The organism is Citrobacter sp. LUTT5 (assembly GCF_009905315.1).
Classification (GTDB): Bacteria; Pseudomonadota; Gammaproteobacteria; order Enterobacterales; family Enterobacteriaceae; genus Citrobacter; species Citrobacter freundii.
In genome coordinates this window covers 2,520,560-2,539,009 of record NZ_CP047606.1, presented here as the reverse complement: position 1 = coordinate 2,539,009, position 18,450 = coordinate 2,520,560, and the positions used below count along the sequence as shown (strand labels likewise).

At 49.4% G+C, this 18,450-nt stretch carries 17 protein-coding genes; 13 read left to right on the top strand and 4 right to left on the bottom strand.

Translation table 11 applies throughout. The features are described 5' to 3' along the window. Positions 1–17 precede the first annotated feature (17 nt). A complete protein-coding gene (marR, locus tag GUC46_RS12110) occupies positions 18–452 on the bottom strand; it encodes a multiple antibiotic resistance transcriptional regulator MarR (protein ID WP_003832935.1) in 435 nt (144 codons plus the stop codon). Between the two features lie 257 nt (positions 453–709). Between marR and GUC46_RS12105 the strand changes: the two genes are divergently transcribed. Next, positions 710–1,375, top strand: a complete 666-nt coding sequence (locus GUC46_RS12105) for a MarC family NAAT transporter (RefSeq protein WP_003032428.1) — start codon at positions 710–712, stop codon at positions 1,373–1,375. Positions 1,376–1,411: 36 nt separating this feature from the next. Here GUC46_RS12105 and GUC46_RS12100 read toward each other — a convergent pair whose 3' ends face one another. After that, complete coding sequence (locus GUC46_RS12100; protein ID WP_130714659.1) at positions 1,412–2,608, bottom strand: sugar transporter; 1,197 nt, start codon at positions 2,606–2,608, stop codon at positions 1,412–1,414. A 222-nt stretch (positions 2,609–2,830) separates the two neighbouring features. Next, entirely contained in the window at positions 2,831–3,706 is an 876-nt protein-coding gene (locus GUC46_RS12095; RefSeq protein ID WP_003032431.1) for a LysR family transcriptional regulator, read from the bottom strand. Positions 3,707–3,809: 103 nt separating this feature from the next. Here GUC46_RS12095 and sad point away from each other — a divergent pair, with 103 nt between their 5' ends. From sad to GUC46_RS12035, 12 genes are all read left to right on the top strand, one after another. After that, on the top strand, positions 3,810–5,198 hold the full coding sequence (gene sad, locus GUC46_RS12090) for a succinate-semialdehyde dehydrogenase (protein WP_130714658.1): 1,389 nt from the start codon (positions 3,810–3,812) through the stop codon (positions 5,196–5,198). A 103-nt stretch (positions 5,199–5,301) separates the two neighbouring features. Continuing rightward, positions 5,302–6,879 carry a methyl-accepting chemotaxis protein gene (locus GUC46_RS12085; protein ID WP_130714657.1) on the top strand — a complete coding sequence of 526 codons (1,578 nt, stop codon included), beginning with the start codon at positions 5,302–5,304 and terminating at the stop codon, positions 6,877–6,879. Between the two features lie 62 nt (positions 6,880–6,941). Continuing rightward, the gene (gene glsB / locus GUC46_RS12080; RefSeq protein WP_139935396.1) at positions 6,942–7,868 is read left to right on the top strand and encodes a glutaminase B; all 927 of its coding nucleotides are present in this window, start codon (positions 6,942–6,944) and stop codon (positions 7,866–7,868) included. Beyond that, the gene (locus GUC46_RS12075) at positions 7,868–8,227 is read left to right on the top strand and encodes a DUF4186 domain-containing protein (RefSeq protein ID WP_071687334.1); all 360 of its coding nucleotides are present in this window, start codon (positions 7,868–7,870) and stop codon (positions 8,225–8,227) included. Before glsB ends, GUC46_RS12075 begins: the two co-directional genes overlap by 1 nt. Positions 8,228–8,307: 80 nt before the next feature. Continuing rightward, positions 8,308–8,835: an N-acetyltransferase gene (locus GUC46_RS12070; protein WP_139935397.1), complete on the top strand. Its 528-nt coding sequence runs from the start codon at positions 8,308–8,310 to the stop codon at positions 8,833–8,835. Positions 8,836–8,941: 106 nt separating this feature from the next. Then, positions 8,942–10,393 carry a tagaturonate reductase gene (locus GUC46_RS12065; RefSeq protein WP_160180224.1) on the top strand — a complete coding sequence of 484 codons (1,452 nt, stop codon included), beginning with the start codon at positions 8,942–8,944 and terminating at the stop codon, positions 10,391–10,393. A 600-nt stretch (positions 10,394–10,993) separates the two neighbouring features. Then, positions 10,994–11,545 carry a fimbrial protein gene (locus GUC46_RS12060; protein WP_061549101.1) on the top strand — a complete coding sequence of 184 codons (552 nt, stop codon included), beginning with the start codon at positions 10,994–10,996 and terminating at the stop codon, positions 11,543–11,545. Positions 11,546–11,750: 205 nt separating this feature from the next. Next, a complete protein-coding gene (locus GUC46_RS12055) occupies positions 11,751–12,455 on the top strand; it encodes a molecular chaperone (protein WP_044712408.1) in 705 nt (234 codons plus the stop codon). A gap of 15 nt (positions 12,456–12,470) precedes the next feature. Continuing rightward, positions 12,471–14,969, top strand: coding sequence for a fimbria/pilus outer membrane usher protein (locus tag GUC46_RS12050; RefSeq protein WP_160180221.1), 2,499 nt, complete (start codon positions 12,471–12,473; stop codon positions 14,967–14,969). A gap of 37 nt (positions 14,970–15,006) precedes the next feature. Continuing rightward, positions 15,007–16,089, top strand: a complete 1,083-nt coding sequence (locus tag GUC46_RS12045; RefSeq protein ID WP_123924703.1) for a fimbrial protein — start codon at positions 15,007–15,009, stop codon at positions 16,087–16,089. Positions 16,090–16,096: 7 nt separating this feature from the next. Continuing rightward, entirely contained in the window at positions 16,097–16,819 is a 723-nt protein-coding gene (locus GUC46_RS12040; protein WP_057101501.1) for an EAL domain-containing protein, read from the top strand. Positions 16,820–16,837: 18 nt separating this feature from the next. Next, positions 16,838–17,401, top strand: coding sequence for a hypothetical protein (locus tag GUC46_RS12035; protein WP_088902261.1), 564 nt, complete (start codon positions 16,838–16,840; stop codon positions 17,399–17,401). 14 nt (positions 17,402–17,415) lie between these two features. Here the strand turns inward: GUC46_RS12035 and GUC46_RS12030 are convergent, their stop codons facing one another. After that, positions 17,416–18,303, bottom strand: a complete 888-nt coding sequence (locus GUC46_RS12030; protein WP_003843648.1) for an AraC family transcriptional regulator — start codon at positions 18,301–18,303, stop codon at positions 17,416–17,418. Between the last annotated feature and the right edge of the window lie 147 nt (positions 18,304–18,450).

Genomic DNA, 18,450 nt, shown 5'->3' with positions numbered 1-18,450 from the left:
GTCATACCTCTTTCTGTTTACGGCAGGATTCTCTTAAGCAAGTGCTCAAGTGTGGCTACTTCATCCGCCGTTAAGTTTTTTGTTAGTTCCTGGTGCAGGTCTTGCCCTACTAATTGATGACACTGCTCGCAAATTGCTGCGCCATGCTCGGTGAGTTTCACCAGCACGCCACGCTTATCATGTGGATTCGGAAGCCTTTCTATCCAGCCTTTACAGGCCAGTCTGTCCAGCATCCGCGTCAGGGCGCCAAGGTCGACAGACAGCACTTTTTTCAATTCGACAGGGGTGATGCACACCGCGCAACGGATGGAGCAGAGCACCTTGAACTGCGATGCCGTGATATCCAGCGGTGACAGATAGTCGTTTAGCAAACGATCTTTTTTCTGATTAACCATATAGATCAAACGACCCAGTGGGATGATTTCGTTAAACAGATCACTGGTGTTTTTCACAATGGTTGCCCTGGCAAGTAGTTAGTCACGGCTGATATTATTGCTTAGGCAAATATAAGTCAAACGAATGAATCCGCAAATGCCACGTTTTGCTAAATCATCAGACTAAATACCTGGCGAGTGGAATTTTAACGGTTTGATAATTATGGTTTATACGTGCGGATGAAAAATGAATCCTTACATCACGAAAATGGCTTATCTCGCGGATTACACCGTATACTTGCCGCTGACGATTAACGCACAGGAAAGATGACATTATGATGGACTTGTTTAAAGCAATAGGACTGGGGCTGGTAGTCCTGTTACCGTTGGCAAACCCGTTAACCACCGTGGCGTTGTTCCTTGGCCTAGCCGGCAATATGAACAGCGCAGAGCGTAACCGTCAGTCACTCATGGCATCTGTCTATGTATTTGCCATTATGATGGTGGCGTACTACGCCGGGCAGGTGGTAATGAATACGTTCGGGATTTCGATTCCCGGGTTACGTATTGCGGGTGGGTTAATCGTTGCGTTTATCGGCTTCCGGATGCTGTTTCCGCAGCAGAAGGCGCATGATTCTCCGGAAGCGAGAAGCAAGTCTGAAGAGCTGGAAGACGAACCGACGGCCAATATCGCCTTTGTACCGCTGGCTATGCCAAGCACTGCCGGTCCGGGGACAATTGCGATGATCATCAGCTCCGCGTCAACCGTGCGTCATGGCTCCGAATTTCCGGACTGGGTGATTATGATCGCGCCGCCGATTATTTTTGCGGTTGTCGGGATTATCCTGTGGGGCTGTTTGCGCAGTTCCGGGGGGATCATGCGGTTGGTCGGTAAAGGTGGTATCGAAGCGATTTCTCGTTTGATGGGCTTCCTGCTGGTGTGTATGGGCGTGCAGTTTATTATTAACGGCGTGCTGGAAATTATCAAAACCTACGCTTAAAACACTATGCCCGGTAATATTTACCGGGCATATTTTTTATGAATGCTGAGGCTGCTCTTCCAGTGATACCGGCCATTTACGAAAGATAATCACCGACCATATCAACGCGGCAACGGCAGGCACTGCGCCGACGTAACCAATCGTAGACATCGACCAGTGCAAACTCACCTGATTGCCTACCAGTGCGCCAGCGCCAATACCGATATTAAAGATTCCGGAGAACAGCGCCATTGCGACGTCAGTCGCATCCGGAGCAAGTGCCAGCACTTTCACCTGCATACCCAGGCCTATCAGCATGATGGCGACGCCCCAGAAAATACTCAGGATGGCAAGGTGCATTTCGCTGTCAGCGGCGGGAAGTAACAGTACCAGGCATATCGTCAACAGGGCAATGGCACTGCTAATCAGTACGGACGCATGCAGATTACCCAGCTTACCGAAAATGACGCTACCGACAATTCCCGCACCACCCAGAACCAGCAATAAGACAGTAGCAAAATTTGCGCTCAGGCCCGCGACGGTCTGCACGAACGGCTCGATATAGCTGTAGGCCGTATAATGCGCGGTGACCACAACCACCGTCAGTAGATACAGACTGATCAATGCCGGGCGATGGAATAACACGGGCAGGCTTTTTAAAGAGCCGGAGTGCTCACTGGGTAGTTTGGGCAGGAGCTTAATCAGGCAAAGCAGGGTAACTAACGCCCCCATACCGATGGCGAAGAAGGTCGTGCGCCAGCCAAAATACTGACCGACGATACGCCCGATGGGCAGCCCCAATACCATCGCCAGCGCAGTGCCAGTGGCAATCAGGCTGAGAGCCTGTGCACGTTTCCCGGCAGGAGCCAGGCGAATTGCCAGCGATGCGGTGATCGACCAGAAAATAGCGTGCGCAAAGGCAATACCAATACGGCTAATTACCAACACGGTAAAATTCCATGCCAGGAAAGAGAGCACATGGCTGGCGATAAACACAACAAACAGACAGATCAGAAGTTTTCGGCGCTCTACCTGACTAGTAAGTAACATGAAGGGGAGCGACATCAGGGCAACAACCCAGGCGTAGATCGTCAGCATGATCCCGACCTGAGCGGTCTGCATATTAAAGCTTTGTGCGATGTCGGAAAGCAAACCGACAGGGACAAACTCTGTGGTATTGAAAATAAAACCGGCAATGGCAAGCGTAACTACCCGTAGCCACGCGACCTTGCGGGAAACAGTGTCTGTTGTCATATCAAATAAGAGGATTAGCTGCGAAAAGGTAAGGCCACGATCTTAAAACGTTTGCTGGCGAAAATACAATCATTTTGTGATGCGGATCTCATTTCATTGGTAGGGCGCTATAATTTACTGCCGAACATTCCTCATATTTTTAAGTATTTCAATAATAATGAAATTCCGGGCGTATGACTTCACCCGGATATACAGTTATTCATGTTCTTTGAGGATCGCCAGTTACTCCGGGCTTTGTGATAACTGAGGGTTCAACACCTCAATAAACGCTTCTAACTGCCGCGTCATTGCACCTCTGCGCCAGACCAGCCATGTATTCAGCCAGCGCCAGTTCTCGCTTAGCGGCCAGGCGTTGACCTGATGATGCCCTGGCATGCTCTCCAGCATCGAACGCGGGATCAGTGCGATACCCGCTCCGGCAATGACGCAGGCCAACATACCGTGATATGACTCCATTTCGTGAATGGTGCCGGGCATGGCGCGATCGGCATGAAACCAGCTTTCAAAATGGCGGCGATAGGAACAGTTGGCGCGAAAGGCGTAAATACTGCAACCGTTGACGTCGCTGGCCCGCTGAATGGGGGGATGACCGTTAGGAGTGACAATCATCATCTCTTCACGGTAGACCGGCATTCCTTCAAGGCCTGGATGGGTAATTGGGCCATCGACAAAGGCAGCGTTCAATGTACCGTCGAGCACGCCGTCCAGCATTGTGCCAGAAGGACCTGTCGCTAACGCGAACTGAATTTTGGGGTAACGCTGGTTATATTCAGCCAGCGTGGCGGGGATGCGTACTGCTGCCGTACTTTCAAGCGAGCCGAGAGAGAAGAGTCCTTGCGGCTCATCCCCGGCGACGACCATCCTGGCTTCCTCAACCAGCGCGAGGATCCGCTGGCTGTAGCGCAAAAAGTTGTGCCCGGATGGGGAAAGCCGCAGACGCTGGTTTTCACGAATAAACAGATCAACGCCCAGGTCGGCTTCAAGCTGACGTATACGGGTGGTGAGATTAGATGGCACGCGATGAACCTTCGCAGCGGCCTGCGTAATACTGCCAGTCTCCGCGACGGCATTAAACATTTCCAGCTGCGTCAGATCCATTATTTTCTCTATTCGTGAATGGTATGGTTAATATTATTCATTTTTCAGAAAGAGTAAATATGCTCATGATATAACCATACCCTGCGATAAAGAGAGGCACTTAATGACTATCACAGCAGCAACACATGCGATTTCCATTGACCCTACCAGCGGTGAAAGACTGACGGCGACGCCGTGGGCCAGCGTGGAAGAGATTGATCATGCGCTGAACCTTACAGCGAATGGCTATAGCGAATGGAAACACACTTCTGTTGAGCACCGTGCGCAAATGCTGCGCCATATTGGGCAAGCTCTGCGCCATCGTGCGGAAGAGATGGCGCAGTGTATCTCACGTGAAATGGGTAAACCCATTAAGCAGGCGCGTGCTGAAGTCGCCAAGTCAGCTGCGTTGTGTGACTGGTACGCCGAGCATGGACCGGCGATGCTCAGTCCGGAACCCACGCTGGTGGAGAATAACCAGGCGGTGATTGAGTATCGTCCGGTAGGAACTATTTTGGCGATCATGCCGTGGAACTTCCCACTCTGGCAGGTAATGCGAGGTGCCGTCCCGATTCTGTTGGCCGGAAATGGTTACCTGTTAAAGCATGCGCCTAACGTAACCGGCTGTGCTGCAATTATTGCGCAGGTTTTCGCTGATGCGGGTGTACCGGCAGGGGTTTACTGTTGGGTGAATGCCGATAACGCAGGGGTCAGTCAGATGATCAATGACCCGCGTATCACGGCGGTAACGGTAACGGGTAGTGTTCGTGCTGGTGCGGCGATTGGCGCCCAGGCGGGGGCCGCGTTGAAAAAATGCGTTCTTGAACTGGGGGGCTCCGATCCGTTTATTGTTCTTAATGATGCAGACCTCGATCTGGCCGTTAAGGCGGCGGTCGCCGGGCGTTATCAGAATACCGGGCAGGTTTGTGCGGCAGCCAAACGATTTATTATCGAAGAAGGGATAGCGGCAGAATTTACTTCACGCTTTGTGGCCGCTGCGAGCGCGCTCAAAATGGGCGATCCGCTGAACGAAGAAAACGATCTGGGGCCGATGGCGCGATTTGATCTGCGTGATGAGCTGCACCAGCAGGTTGAAGCCACCCTTGCCGAAGGGGCGCGGTTACTTCTCGGCGGGGAAAAAATTGCGGGTCATGGTAATTACTATGCCGTGACGGTACTGGGCGATGTTACTCCAGAGATGACGGCGTTCCGCCAGGAGCTGTTTGGTCCGGTTGCGGCAATTACTGTGGCGAAGAATGCGGAACATGCCTTAGCGCTGGCGAATGACAGTGATTTCGGCTTATCTGCCACGGTGTTTACTGCGGATGAAGTGCTGGCGCAGAAGATGGCGTCGCGCCTGGAGTGTGGTGGCGTATTCATCAATGGTTACAGTGCCAGCGATGCCCGCGTTGCCTTTGGCGGTGTGAAGAAAAGTGGTTTTGGCCGAGAGCTTTCGCACTTTGGTCTGCATGAGTTTTGTAACGTGCAGACTGTCTGGAAAAACCGCCTTTGATGGTGTAGGTGTCTCCGCTGGAGGCACCTGTCTTATTTCTGCAATTTTTCTGTCATTTACTCTCCGTACACTCGCGTCTAACGCTTTGATACAGAAGAGTAATATGAACATAACGCAAATTTTCCGTCGTCTTATTCCCCGTCAGTTTGGTCTGTTAACCGGCATTTTTTGCATTATTGCGCTGTTCTCTGTTTTGCAGGTCGCGTCCTCCTTAATGCTTTCGGCCTCAGTCAGCGGCGCACAGCATAATGAAGGACGTAATCAACTCGCGCTTATACAGCAGGCGAAGGTTGATGAAGCGCGGGTGGCGTTATTATCTGCCAGCGATTTACTTAACCGTGCGGGAGTTTATTTTATGCAGGATGCCGCCACCGGTTCGGACGGGAGTTGGCGTCCGTTAATGGAAGAGGCATACCGGGCGCTGGCGCAGTCAAAAAGTGCATGGGATGCCTGGCGGGATATGAAACCGCAGCCGGATCCGGATCTAACGGAGAGCTATCAGCGTTTTTATAGCGGTATTCAGGAGCAGGCGGATGGGCTGATGCAGTCCGGTTCCATTGATGCGTTTTTTGCCGTACCCGTGCAGGCCTTTCAGACGGACTTTAACGCTAATTACGCGCGCTTTCAGCAGCACAGTGGGCGACATGCGGAAGCTGGGCGTCAGCAGCTGTTGACCAGTCTTGAGCGTTTACAGAATCTATTTTTGTTTATTCCTCTCGTGCTGGTGGTTATCGCCTTTCTGGTCTGGCGCAGTATGTCCCGTTGGGTGATTATGCCACTGCGACGGCTGATCGATCATATCGATATTTTAGCAGCGGGGGACCTGTCTCGCCCGGCCCCGCAGGTAAGTCAGTTTAACCGGGAAGTGACGCAATTAAGTTCGCGTATTGCTGCAATGCAGCAAGGTCTCTGCGCGCTGGTGCAGCAGGTGAACGATGCCACCACTGCAATGGTAGAAAATATCAACGAACTTGCGCAGAACAATAAACAGCTATATCAGCAGTCGGCGAAACAAAGTGAAGAGTTAAGCAGCGTGACATCGCATATTTCGTTGCTGGAAATGCATGTTGAGGATAACAGTGGCTTTGCTGAACTGGCGAATCAACGCGCTGTGCAGGCGCGAGATGTTGCGGCAGGCGGGGACCGAATGATGGCGACGGTAAATACGTCAATGCAGGCGATTGTGACACGTTCGTCTGAAATGCGAGGTATTACAACGCTTATCAATAATATTGCATTTCAGACAAATATCCTGGCTCTTAACGCGGCAATCGAGGCAGCACATGCCGGGGAGCAAGGGCGCGGGTTTGCCGTGGTTGCGAAAGAAGTTGGGCTGCTGGCGCGAAAAAGCGGTCAGTCTACGCAAAACATTCAGACACTGATTAAACACTCGTTACAGGGCATTGAAGAGGGCTTTCACGCGGTTAACGGGCTGGATAAGAATTTGCAGCAGGTTATCGAACTGGTTGAGAATCTTGGCGCGTTGCTGAACGACATTTCGACAGCAACCTTAAATCAAGGGAACAATATTCACCAGTTGACTCGAAAGCTGCATGTCCTGAACGGCGAAGCCCGGCAAACCAGCGATCTGGTGAATGCTGCATCTGACTCTTCCTTGCAGCTACACCATGAATCCCGCCAGCTTATGCAGGCCGTGGCCAGATTCCGCCTTCCGGCCTGACGCTGCGTATTCAGCTCTGTTATACTCGCAGGCCTTTCATACCTGCGAGCAAGGAGCATGTTGTGGCCAGGGCCATGGACAATTCAATTTTAGAGACCATTGTGCAGCAGGTTCGTCCGCTGATTGGTCAGGGTAAAGTCGCTGATTATATTCCGGCATTAGCCTCTGTCGACGGTTCAAAACTGGGTATTGCTATCTGTACCGTTGATGGACAGCACTATCAGGCGGGAGATGCGCAGGAACGTTTTTCTATTCAGTCGATTTCAAAGGTGCTCAGCCTGGTCGTGGCAATGCGTCACTATCAGGAAGAGGAGATTTGGCAGCGTGTCGGCAAAGATCCTTCTGGCCATCCTTTTAACTCCCTGGTGCAGCTGGAAATGGAGCAGGGTATCCCTCGCAATCCCTTTATTAACGCCGGGGCGCTGGTGGTTTGCGATATGTTGCAAGGGCGTCTAAGCGCACCGCGTCAACGGATGCTGGAAGTGGTACGGGCGTTAAGCGGTGTTTCGGATATCGCTTATGATGCGACGGTCGCGCGATCAGAGTTTGAACACTCGGCGCGTAATGCCGCAATTGCCTGGCTGATGAAATCCTTCGGCAATTTTCACCATGACGTGACCACCGTTTTGCAAAATTACTTTCACTACTGCGCGCTAAAAATGAGCTGTGTGGAGTTGGCGCGAACCTTTGTCTTTTTGGCAAATCAAGGCCATGCCTATCATCTTGCGGAACCCGTGGTGACGCCGATGCAGGCCAGGCAGATCAATGCGCTAATGGCGACCAGCGGCATGTATCAGAACGCAGGGGAGTTTGCCTGGCGGGTCGGGCTTCCGGCGAAATCTGGTGTGGGTGGCGGCATCGTGGCGATCGTGCCTCACGAGATGGCGATTGCTGTCTGGAGTCCGGAACTGGACCCGGCGGGAAATTCACTGGCCGGTATCGCCGTGCTGGAGCAATTAACACAACAGCTGGGGCGTTCGGTTTACTGATGAATACGCTCGATCCTCTTTTTGCCCGGCTGGCGAAATCAACGTTTCGCTCGCGGTTTCGTCTTGGTCAGAAAGAAAGGCAGTATTGTCTGGATAAAGGGGCGCCGGTTATCGAACAACATGCTGCGGATTTTATTGCTAAACGACTGGCACCTGCGTTTCCCGCCAATGATGGTAAACAGACTCCCATGCGTGGTCACCCGGTATTTATCGCTCAACATGCTACGGCAACGTGCTGTCGAGGGTGTCTGGCGAAATGGCATGATATACCTCAGGGCGTAGCGCTAAACGATGAACAAAAACATTACGTTGTCACGGTTATTTATCACTGGTTAGTGCTTCAGATGAACAAGCCATAGATAACATTATCCTATGATATGACCCCTTGTGTTGTGTAATTGTTAAAAGCAGTATGAAGGGGTCAATCTAAGGAGAAACCATGGCTTCCGGTAAACCCTGCTTTGTGATGAGCGCGGCACAGATTCTGTCGCGAATCGACGAGCTCAGCGATGTTCTTGAACGGTGCGTCAATGACGGCGCCTCCATCAGTTTTATGCTGCCCTTTAATCGCGAAAAATCAGAGCCTTTCTGGATGAACGTCGCGCAAAGTGTTTCTCGCGGAGAACGGATCGTTCTTGGTACGCAGAACGCGCAGGGGGCGCTTGTCGGTACCGTCCAACTCATTATCGATCAACCTGAAAATCAACCTCATCGTGCTGATGTTGCCAAACTGCTGGTTCACCCCTCAGCGCGACGCGGTGGCCTGGCTCGTGAATTGATGAACGAACTGGAAAGTTGCGCGCGTCAACAAGGTAAAACGCTGCTGGTGCTTGATACGGCGACGGGCAGTGGCGCGGAGTTGTTCTACCACAATTGCGGGTGGAAAAAGGTAGGGGTGATACCTGACTATGCCCAAATGCCCGATGGGACGCTGACCGGGACCACACTTTTCTATAAAACGCTCTAATTTGTCGCCGGGGATTGATCAAAACAGGGTTTCAATGTATTAAAGTTTGCTAACCTATTGGACCAATTCAATCAGGTTGTATGACTAATCATAAAGGGAACCCATTGTGCAAACACTAAATCGTCGCGATTTCCCCGGTGCTCAGTATCCTGAACGCATTATTCAGTTTGGTGAAGGAAACTTCCTGCGCGCCTTTGTAGACTGGCAGGTTGATCTGCTGAACGAACATACCGATCTGAACGCTGGTGTGGTCATTGTTCGTCCTATCGAAAGTACCTTCCCGCCATCGCTGAGTACGCAGGATGGCCTCTATACTACTATCATTCGTGGTTTGAATGAGAAGGGCGAGGCTGTCAGCGATGCTCGTCTAATTCGTTCAGTTAACCGTGAAATCAGCGTCTATAGCGAATACGATGAGTTCCTGAAGCTGGCACATAATCCTGATATGCGTTTTGTGTTCTCTAACACCACGGAAGCAGGTATCAGTTACCACGCGGGCGATAAGTTTGACGACGCGCCAGCGGTAAGTTATCCGGCTAAACTGACGCGTCTGCTGTTCGAACGCTTCAGCTATTTTAACGGCGCATTGGATAAAGGCTGGATTATCATCCCTTGCGAACTGATTGATTATAACGGTGATGCGCTGCGTGAACTGGTTCTGCGCTACGCTCAGGAATGGACGCTGCCGGAAGCGTTTATTCAGTGGCTGGATCAGGCCAATGCATTTTGCTCTACGCTGGTGGACCGTATTGTTACCGGCTATCCGCGTGATGAGGTAGCTAAGCTCGAAGCTGAACTGGGCTATCATGATGCTTTCCTCGACACGGCAGAACATTTCTATCTGTTTGTCATTCAGGGGCCGAAGTCATTAGCCGCAGAACTACGTCTGGATAAGTATCCGCTGAATGTCCTGATTGTGGATGACATCAAACCGTACAAAGAGCGCAAAGTGGCGATTCTCAACGGTGCTCACACTGCGCTGGTTCCTGTTGCCTGGCAGGCAGGGTTGGACACCGTAGGCGAGGCGATGAATGACGCAGAAATTTGCGCCTTCGTTGAAAAAGCTATTTATGAAGAGATCATTCCGGTACTGGATTTACCTCGTGATGAGCTGGCGTCTTTTGCCAGCGCGGTAACCGGTCGATTCTGCAACCCCTATATAAAACATCAGCTGTTGTCGATTGCCCTGAATGGCATGACCAAATTCCGCACCCGTATATTGCCGCAACTGCTGGCAGGGCAACAGGCCAGCGGTAAACTGCCTGCGCGTTTGACGTTTGCACTTGCGGCGTTGATTGCGTTCTACCGCGGGGAGCGTAACGGTGAGTCTTATCCGGTCCAGGATGATGCGCACTGGATTGAACGTTTCCAACAACTGTGGAGCCAACATCGCGATCGCCAGATAAGTACTGAGGCGTTGGTGCGTACTGTACTGGCGGTCAAAGAACATTGGGAGCAAGACCTGACCCAGGTTTCTGGGCTGGTGGAGCAAGTTTCTGCCGATCTGGATGCCATCCTGGCAAAAGGCATGCGTGAAGCCGTGAAACCACTGTGCTAAAAAATGCTTAATATTCATTTATAAGCTTTTTATTTTAGCAGGCCGCAAAGGTGTTTAATTCAGGGAGAGGTTACTCTCCCTGAGCCATTTTGTTTTGTAATACAAATTATGTTTTTTTCCGTAGTTCACCCGTGCAAACTATACTTTTTTTAATTATAAAACTATAGAATTACACCACACACCGTAATAGCATCGTGATGAAAGTAGTCCCCATGGGTATTATCACCACCATTATCTCTAACGACATATAAAACTAAGTGAATTTTATCTGTTTCCGCATATAACATTTTTGATTCAACCTGTAAAAAAAGTTATAAATAAAGCTATATAAAAACCATGAAAAAATGAAGGCTTTTAGTGGGTGGGGATTACAAAAATTTCATTAAAAGATACCAATTGAAATTTTTGATGAGATATTTGTCGCGTAAGTTATTATCAGTAAGGAAATCTTAGGAAATAATTATGTTTTAAGTTTTTTTCGTTGATTAAATAGTTGTTGATTTAATTTTGAGCCTGTTGATAATCGATTCAGCTTCTCAGAGAGACTCTGCTCTTTTGAAATGCACAACAACTCGTTATATTTTTATCAGGAACAACATAATGAAAAAAATCGCCGCTATCGTTGCATTCAGCAGCGTATTTGCTGTCTCTGCTGTTCAGGCAGCCGGAAATGGCACTATTAATTTTACCGGTGCGGTAAATAACCAGACCTGTAGTGCTACGATTAATGGCGCAACAGGTAATACTGCGGCGGCTGTGACGCTGCCAACTGTTCAGGCAAATATTTTAGGTACCGCAGGTAATGTCGCGGGTCAGACATCTTTTAAAATGGATGTCACTGGGTGTGCGTCGACTAACCCAGCAGGCGCTGGCACTGTTAAGGCCTTTTTTGAAAGAGGAGCAAATGTAGACAGTAATGGTCGTCTTGTTAATACCAATACAACAGGTGCGTCCAATGTTGTGCTGGAGCTTGTCGACGGTTCCGGGAATACGCCAATTAAGGCAGGCGACATTGCGCAGAACACGGGTAACTACGTGCCTATTAGTGGTGGTAATGCAACTCTGCCATATGCCGTACGCTATTATGCAACGGGGGCAGCTACTGCTGGTGCGGTTGCGTCTAGCGTAACGTATTCGCTGATCTATAACTGATATCAGAATATTACTTAAGAAAATTTGGTAAAAGTATTTCTCCGAATAGTATAGATAAACATTTTCAAAGTGTTCTATAAACTCCAGTAATTTTCTTACTTCGTAACAAGCCGGAGTGGAAGGTTTTATGTCGAACCTTCCTCTCCGGATTTTATAAAAATAAAGAGCATATCGTTAAATATTCTGTTTTAAAGGCAATAATACTATGAAACTGCACCGATTCTTTTCTGCTACAGCGCTTTTACTGGCTACGGGAATACCAGCGACGTATGCCAGTATTCAAATCAATACCACCCGAGTCATTTATCATGCTGCGGAAAAAGATATCAGCGTGCAAATTACGAATCCAGGAAAATATCCGGTATTGCTGCAAAGCTGGACCGATGACGGTAATCCAGAAATTAAACCGGACGCAATGCGCACTCCTTTTGTGCTGACTCCTCCATTGACGCGGGTGAATGCCGACGCAGGACAAACGTTACGCCTGTCATATACCGGGACTGCTTTGCCCGCCGACAGAGAGAGCGTTTATTGGTTAAACGTGCTGGAAATCCCGCCTGTAGGTGAGAAAGGGACAAATCAGGTGCAGGTGGCCTTTCGATCAAGGATCAAGCTGTTTTATCGCCCTGTCACACTTGACGACAAAGGCGCTCGTAAGGCAATCGCGCAGCTGCGCTGGCAGGCGCAGGGTAATCATATCATCCTGAGTAATCCGACGGCGTACTACGTTTCTGCCGTGGCTGTAACCGCGACGCACGCAGGCAAAAAAACAACGATCCCCGCCGATATGCTGGCACCGCACGGCAGTCTCGATCTGACGCTTCCCTCTGGTGTAGTGGCGGATGGCCTTACCGTGGAAGCGATTAACGATTACGGCTCATCGGTTACAGAACCTGTAAACCGGTTGTAATACCAGGGGATACTCATGCGTAAAACTTATCTTGCTGAAATGCTGTCGGCAGGGCAGCCCGTTGCCTGGATATATGCGTCATTACTGATCATACCTGTTATGGCAACGGCAGCGCCAGACGATGATGTTGAGTTCAACACCACATTTCTTGACAGCACGTATACAGCGGGTATCGACTTGCAGCAGTTCAGGCAAGGAAACAGCTTGCCGGCGGGAGAGTATTTAGCGGATATCTGGCTAAATGATGAGTTGGTGGCAACGCAGAAAATGACATTCAATAAAACGTCTCAAGGAACGGTTGCTGCCTGTATGACTCCTGAGTTGCTGGCTCACCTGAATATTATGCCGTCCGCATTGCACGACATGGATAAGCTGACCCGCGGCAACTGCGTGCCCGTAGAGCAGGTGATTCCATCAGCAAAACTCACATGGAATAACAGCGAGCAAAAGCTGGTTATTGCCGTACCCCAGCAGGATCTCGCGAAAACGGCGCGCGGTACCGTGCCGCCATCGCTCTGGCAGGATGGCAGTCTGGCGGCATTTATAGGTTACAACGCCAGTGCCTATCAATCATCATCTGGCGGTGAAACGTTTAACTCTCAGTATTTGAGTCTGAACAGCGGACTTAACGTTGGAGGCTGGTATCTGCGACATAACGGGAGTCTGACCAATCAGACCGGAAGCGGCAATCGTTATCAAAGCATTAATACTTACCTCCAGCATGATGTCAGCTCTGTTCGCGGTCGTTTCCTGGTGGGTGAAGCTAATACCTCAGGACGTCTTTTTGATTCGTTGTCATATACCGGCGTCTCGCTATTCAGCGATGATCAAATGTTGCCTGAATCACAGCGCGGTTATGCACCTGAAATCCGCGGGATCGCCCGCAGCCATGCGCGCGTCACCGTACGGCAGAGCGGGAATGTGATTTATGAAACTACCGTTCCGGCAGGGGCTTTTGTTATTAACGATCTTTATCCTACCGGTTATGGTGGCGACCTCAGCGTGACCGTACGCGAAGCGGATGGTAGTGAAAGCACATTCCTTGTGCCTTACGCCTCGGTAGCAGATTTGTTGCGTCCTGGCGCATCGCGTTATGAAGCGGTGGCAGGGAAATACCGTCAGTCGAATGGGCGTGACGGTCAACCTTTTTATCAGGCGACCTGGCAGCAGGGTATTACTAACTTCTTGACGTTGTATGGTGGAACCCAATTTAGCGATGGCTATCAGGCGTATCAGGCCGGCAGCGCGGTATCGACCCCGCTGGGTGCCGTGGCGCTGGATGTGACCCAGGCTATGACCTCCACGAGCAGAGACAAACTGAGCGGGCAAAGTTATCGCATTACCTACAACAAACTCATTTCTGACACGCAGAGCAATATTGCGCTGGCCGCATATCGTTTCTCCACGCGTGATTATCTGGATTTTGCTCAGGCCATGGAGTACCAGAACTTGCAGAAAGGGGATGCGATTTATGCCGGGTTACTGTACCGGACCAAAAACCGATACAGCCTGACGTTAAGTCAGGGGTTGGCGGAAGGTTGGGGGACATTCTCTGCCACCGGGCTTTCGCAGAATTACTGGAATCGCAATGGGAACGACATGCAATACCAGTTTGGTTACTCAAACCGCTGGAAACGATTGAGTTATACCCTGACCGCTACGCGTAACCGTGCCCCAGAGGGAAACATGGAAACCAGTTGGCTGGTTTCCTTCAGTTTGCCGTTGGGTGAGGAGCGCCCTGTCACGTTTAGTAGTTCGGTTTCCCATGATAACGGTGGCTTGGCTGAGCAAGTTGCGCTGGCCGGAACTGGCGGAGATAAGCAGCAGATGAGCTGGGGCGTTTCGGGAACCCACAGTGAACAAAGTGGCAGTACCGGTAGCGTGAGCGGTCAGTACCTTTCACCATGGACATCCGTCAATGCGTCTGTAGGTGTAGGTCGGGATAACCATACCTTGTCTGGTGGGCTGTCAGGTTCGATGGTGGCGCATCCACACGGAGTAACCTTTACGCCTTATACCAGTGGCACCTGGGTGGTAGTGAATGCCCCAGGTGCTGCAGGTGCGGAAGTGCTGAGTTATCCGGGATTAAAATTGGACCGCTGGGGCAATGCCGTCATGCCTGCCTCAATGCCATATCAGCGAAATTCGGTCAGCCTCGATCCGAAAAATCTGTCTCACCAGGTTGAACTCGAAAATACCACTCAAAATGTGGTGCCGCGCTCAGGTGCTGTAGTGGTGGCGGAATTTGCCACGCATCAAGGCTATGCCCTACTGCTGACGCCAGCGCAACCAGAAGTAAGTTTATCCTTCGGCGCGACGGTAACGGATAGTCAGGGAAATACCGTCGGCATGGTAGGGCAAGGTGGAATGGTCTACGCCCGGGTAAATACAAAAACAGGCCAGCTGTTTGCCACCCATGATCTAACAGGCAAAGCCAGTACCTGCATTATGCCTTTCAGCGTGACGGATGAAGCGAAAGCGATGCAGCAGATAACCTATTCGTGCGGACGCTAAGGCAACAGCCGCTTTGATTTACGATCTTGGAGAATACATGTTCAGTTTGATTCGTTCCAAAATACATCTGCGGATAGTTCAGTTGCTCGTTGCGACGAGCGGGCTGTTATTTGCTGGCCATAGTCTTGCCGTCTGTTCGACTGGAAATCAGCAGTATACCGTTCAGGTTCCTCTCCAGGCTGCAACGTTTAGTGCCGGAGAGGATTTTCCAGTAGGGAGTAATATCCGCGTACAGCAGGTTCGTGGCTATACGGCTGTTCCTGTGACTTGTACTAATTCTGGCGCCTATTCGCGCATGAGTCTTTCAGGAGGCACGCTATACCCCGGTCAAAGCAACATCTATCAGACGGGGATTAATGGATTAGGGGTGCGTTTTCGTAACCCTTACGAGAATAAATATTATCCGTTTAATACTACCTGGATGGGTACTTACAGTCCTGATGGCTGGTTAGTGTTCACTATTGAGCTGGTCAAAATGGGGCCAATTACTGCCGGAACAGTGAATAGCGCACTTTTTCCGCAAGTGAGGATTGATGCTATAGATGCCGACAATAATCCAACTCGAGTGGCATGGCATACGATTACCGGCGGTTTTACGCTGCAAACGCCAACGTGTACGACGCCCAACTTTAATTGGGATCTGGGAACGACTAACACCACGCTCTTACGAAATCAGGGCGACGCCAGTGTGTGGGTGGATACGCCAGTGACTTTGACCGGGTGTTCTACATTCCTGGGTAATAACAGTAATGGAAGCTATACCCAGTACAATATTCAAGCCGGCTTTAATTCAGGGAGTGTGTCTCAGTCTGGCAGTATTGCGCCCAACAAACTTACCATGACGCTGACGCCGAACACCTCCGCTATTGATTCCGTAAATGGAATTGTCGCTCTGGATAATACGGCCACCGCATCAGGATTTGGCGTACAGGTCGCCTCGAAACAATCAGGAACGTACGTTGCGCAGAATCTCGCGGGCAGTATGGTTGTCACGCCGACGGTTGGAGACAGCAGTGGTTCAGTCCGTTTTCCGTTGGGGGCGCGTATCATCCGAACCAGCGATTCGGTGCAGGGCGGGTCGATCAAAACTAGCCTGACTTACACTATTAATTACCAGTAATCGCAGCATGATAAACAGCTATAAGCAACGTTATGTTTGTGAGCCGGTTTATACCATGGCGGGGCGTCTGGTTGCCATGGAAGTGCTGACATCGTTTACGACACCTGAAGGGAATGCGGTCTCATACAACGATGTGACCGATATTCTTACGCCAGAGTATAAATGGCTAAATTTTGTGCGCCAACTGTACGGTGTTAGCTGCTGGCAAAATTGGTTGGTTCGCCACCACATCGTTATCTCACTGAATGTGGATGCTGATACGGCTGTTTGGCTTCTTCGTGACAAGGCCGTACTTTCTATGATCGCTAAAATGCCGTTTATTCGTCTTGAGGTACATGAGCATTTCCCCACCTCAGACAAAGAAAAACGGGGATTACTGCATCATTTACGACCCCATGCCTCAATGTGGCTGGATGATGTTGGCTCCGGAAGCCATAACAATTTTGGTTTGCTGATCAGGGGATATTTTAGTGGGGCGAAGATTGATAAGTCTTTTTTCTGGCAACACCATGTCAGCGATAAGGCATGGCTGGGAAAGGTTATCCGCGATCTGACTCGTTTTGCAGGAAATGTCATTGTGGAGGGAGTAGAACACACCGGCCACACAATGGCTCTGATGACGACCCCGCATTGCTGGCTTCAGGGGCATCTGTTTCAGCGTACCGATATTGATCGCATTCCAGAAGTTCCATTATGGATTAACTCCGTCTTAACCACGCCATCAGGCTAATTTTCACAGGATAAAAAGGTGTATCTCGTCATTACTCAGGATCGTTTTTTATTTTATTCAATTTCCTGTATTTTGGGTCCGGATATGACAGAGCATATCCGTTGTGTAGAAGATATTTGTCTGCAACGTCATCGGCATGCTCATGTGATATTAGATACTTTTAAAAATAATGTCATTTATACGCCACTGGCCGAGCGGATTGCGCTGATTGAACCTGAACGCATGTATATTATGTCACCTTTTGGGATTAAAAAATGCTTTACTGGAATGAAGGTGAGGTTTATCCCACGAGCAATTCAGGTACAAGATTTAAGAGAATTGGTTGTTCATGGTAGGTTCTATGAATGGCAACCTAAAATATATTTAACCAGAAGACAACATCATATCATAACAATGACATTATTGCATAAGAGTCAGCGTGTGATTACGGATGACTTGAATATTTCCATAAAAACGCTCTTTAGCCACAAGTATAATATTATGTTATTGCTCAACCTTAAAAAATTTAGTGGGTTATTGAGCCATCCGTTTTCTCTATACCTGCGTTATGAACAGCATGACATGCACGGTATGGCAGAGTAGTTTTGCATTGATAACTAACGTGCTTTCCAAAAATCAGCGGGTGTGCTCGACGTGATTTTTCGAAAGGCTTTATTAAATCCGGATAATGACTCATAGCCTACGCGTGATGTTACTTCTTCAACTTTGTAGCCTCTGCGCAATAAGTTGATGGCGATGTTAATACGCAGTCGGGTTACCAGCTCATTAGGAGTATAACCGCATATATCATCTATCTTTCTGATAAAGGTTGAGCGACTCATATTTACTTTACCGGCCATCATATCAATTGACCAGTCGAGTGTAGGGTTATGCATAATCTGCAATAAAAGATCAGAGAAGGGGGCGTGTTGTGAAATATCCAACAGTTTTATATCGACAAGATGTTCATCAACAATTTGCTCAACAATGTAAACCAATAAAAGATCGGTGAGTCGTGCGAGAGCCAGTTCGCACCCTGACTGTGAGACTGAACACTCCAGCTGTAAAATAGCAACCAGTTGGCTTATTTTCTGGCTGGATGTATCATCTTTTTTGATTATCATGAATTCCGGCAGTAGAGCAAAAAGAATTTCACCCTGTATGGTTTTTGGGTGCAAAAAACCGCACAGAAGGGCGGTATCGCCATCTTTAGGTTCACTGATGGAATACATCGACTTTTTTGGAATATTCTCGGCATTCGCCTCGGGAGAAGAGACCAAATAAAATGGCATATTAAAGAAAAAGAATACAATATCACCTTCGGACAGGTTTACGACAGTGTTACGATCGGTGAAGCGAAGCCAGCATTGCCCTTCAAGCACCAAATGAAAACTGGGCATACCGGTTGGGTATGTTGAGGCTTTCCAGTCGTCGCAGTACCTACCGAGATGAAAAACGGAGGTAGCAACATGCGTCTGATTCGCGAGCCATTCTTTAATGTACATAATTTATTCTCTGATTTTTATGTAATTTATATCCCAATGAATGACTGTAATGACCACTAAGAAACTGAAGATACAATACCCGTCCGGTCATTCAATATAAAGTTAGCATACGTTATCTGTTTCTAATGTGAGGTATTTTCCGAATGG

What these genes read in the sequence shown, in the direction of transcription:
- GUC46_RS12105 (WP_003032428.1), top strand. Translation starts at nt 710, where the DNA reads ATGATGGACTTGTTTAAAGCAATAGGACTGGGGCTGGTAGTCCTGTTA.
- GUC46_RS12100 (WP_130714659.1), bottom strand. Translation starts at nt 2,608, where the DNA reads ATGACAACAGACACTGTTTCCCGCAAGGTCGCGTGGCTACGGGTAGTT.
- GUC46_RS12095 (WP_003032431.1), bottom strand. Translation starts at nt 3,706, where the DNA reads ATGGATCTGACGCAGCTGGAAATGTTTAATGCCGTCGCGGAGACTGGC.
- sad (WP_130714658.1), top strand. Translation starts at nt 3,810, where the DNA reads ATGACTATCACAGCAGCAACACATGCGATTTCCATTGACCCTACCAGC.
- GUC46_RS12085 (WP_130714657.1), top strand. Translation starts at nt 5,302, where the DNA reads ATGAACATAACGCAAATTTTCCGTCGTCTTATTCCCCGTCAGTTTGGT.
- GUC46_RS12075 (WP_071687334.1), top strand. Translation starts at nt 7,868, where the DNA reads ATGAATACGCTCGATCCTCTTTTTGCCCGGCTGGCGAAATCAACGTTT.
- GUC46_RS12070 (WP_139935397.1), top strand. Translation starts at nt 8,308, where the DNA reads ATGGCTTCCGGTAAACCCTGCTTTGTGATGAGCGCGGCACAGATTCTG.
- GUC46_RS12060 (WP_061549101.1), top strand. Translation starts at nt 10,994, where the DNA reads ATGAAAAAAATCGCCGCTATCGTTGCATTCAGCAGCGTATTTGCTGTC.
- GUC46_RS12055 (WP_044712408.1), top strand. Translation starts at nt 11,751, where the DNA reads ATGAAACTGCACCGATTCTTTTCTGCTACAGCGCTTTTACTGGCTACG.
- GUC46_RS12050 (WP_160180221.1), top strand. Translation starts at nt 12,471, where the DNA reads ATGCGTAAAACTTATCTTGCTGAAATGCTGTCGGCAGGGCAGCCCGTT.
- GUC46_RS12045 (WP_123924703.1), top strand. Translation starts at nt 15,007, where the DNA reads ATGTTCAGTTTGATTCGTTCCAAAATACATCTGCGGATAGTTCAGTTG.
- GUC46_RS12040 (WP_057101501.1), top strand. Translation starts at nt 16,097, where the DNA reads ATGATAAACAGCTATAAGCAACGTTATGTTTGTGAGCCGGTTTATACC.
- GUC46_RS12030 (WP_003843648.1), bottom strand. Translation starts at nt 18,303, where the DNA reads ATGTACATTAAAGAATGGCTCGCGAATCAGACGCATGTTGCTACCTCC.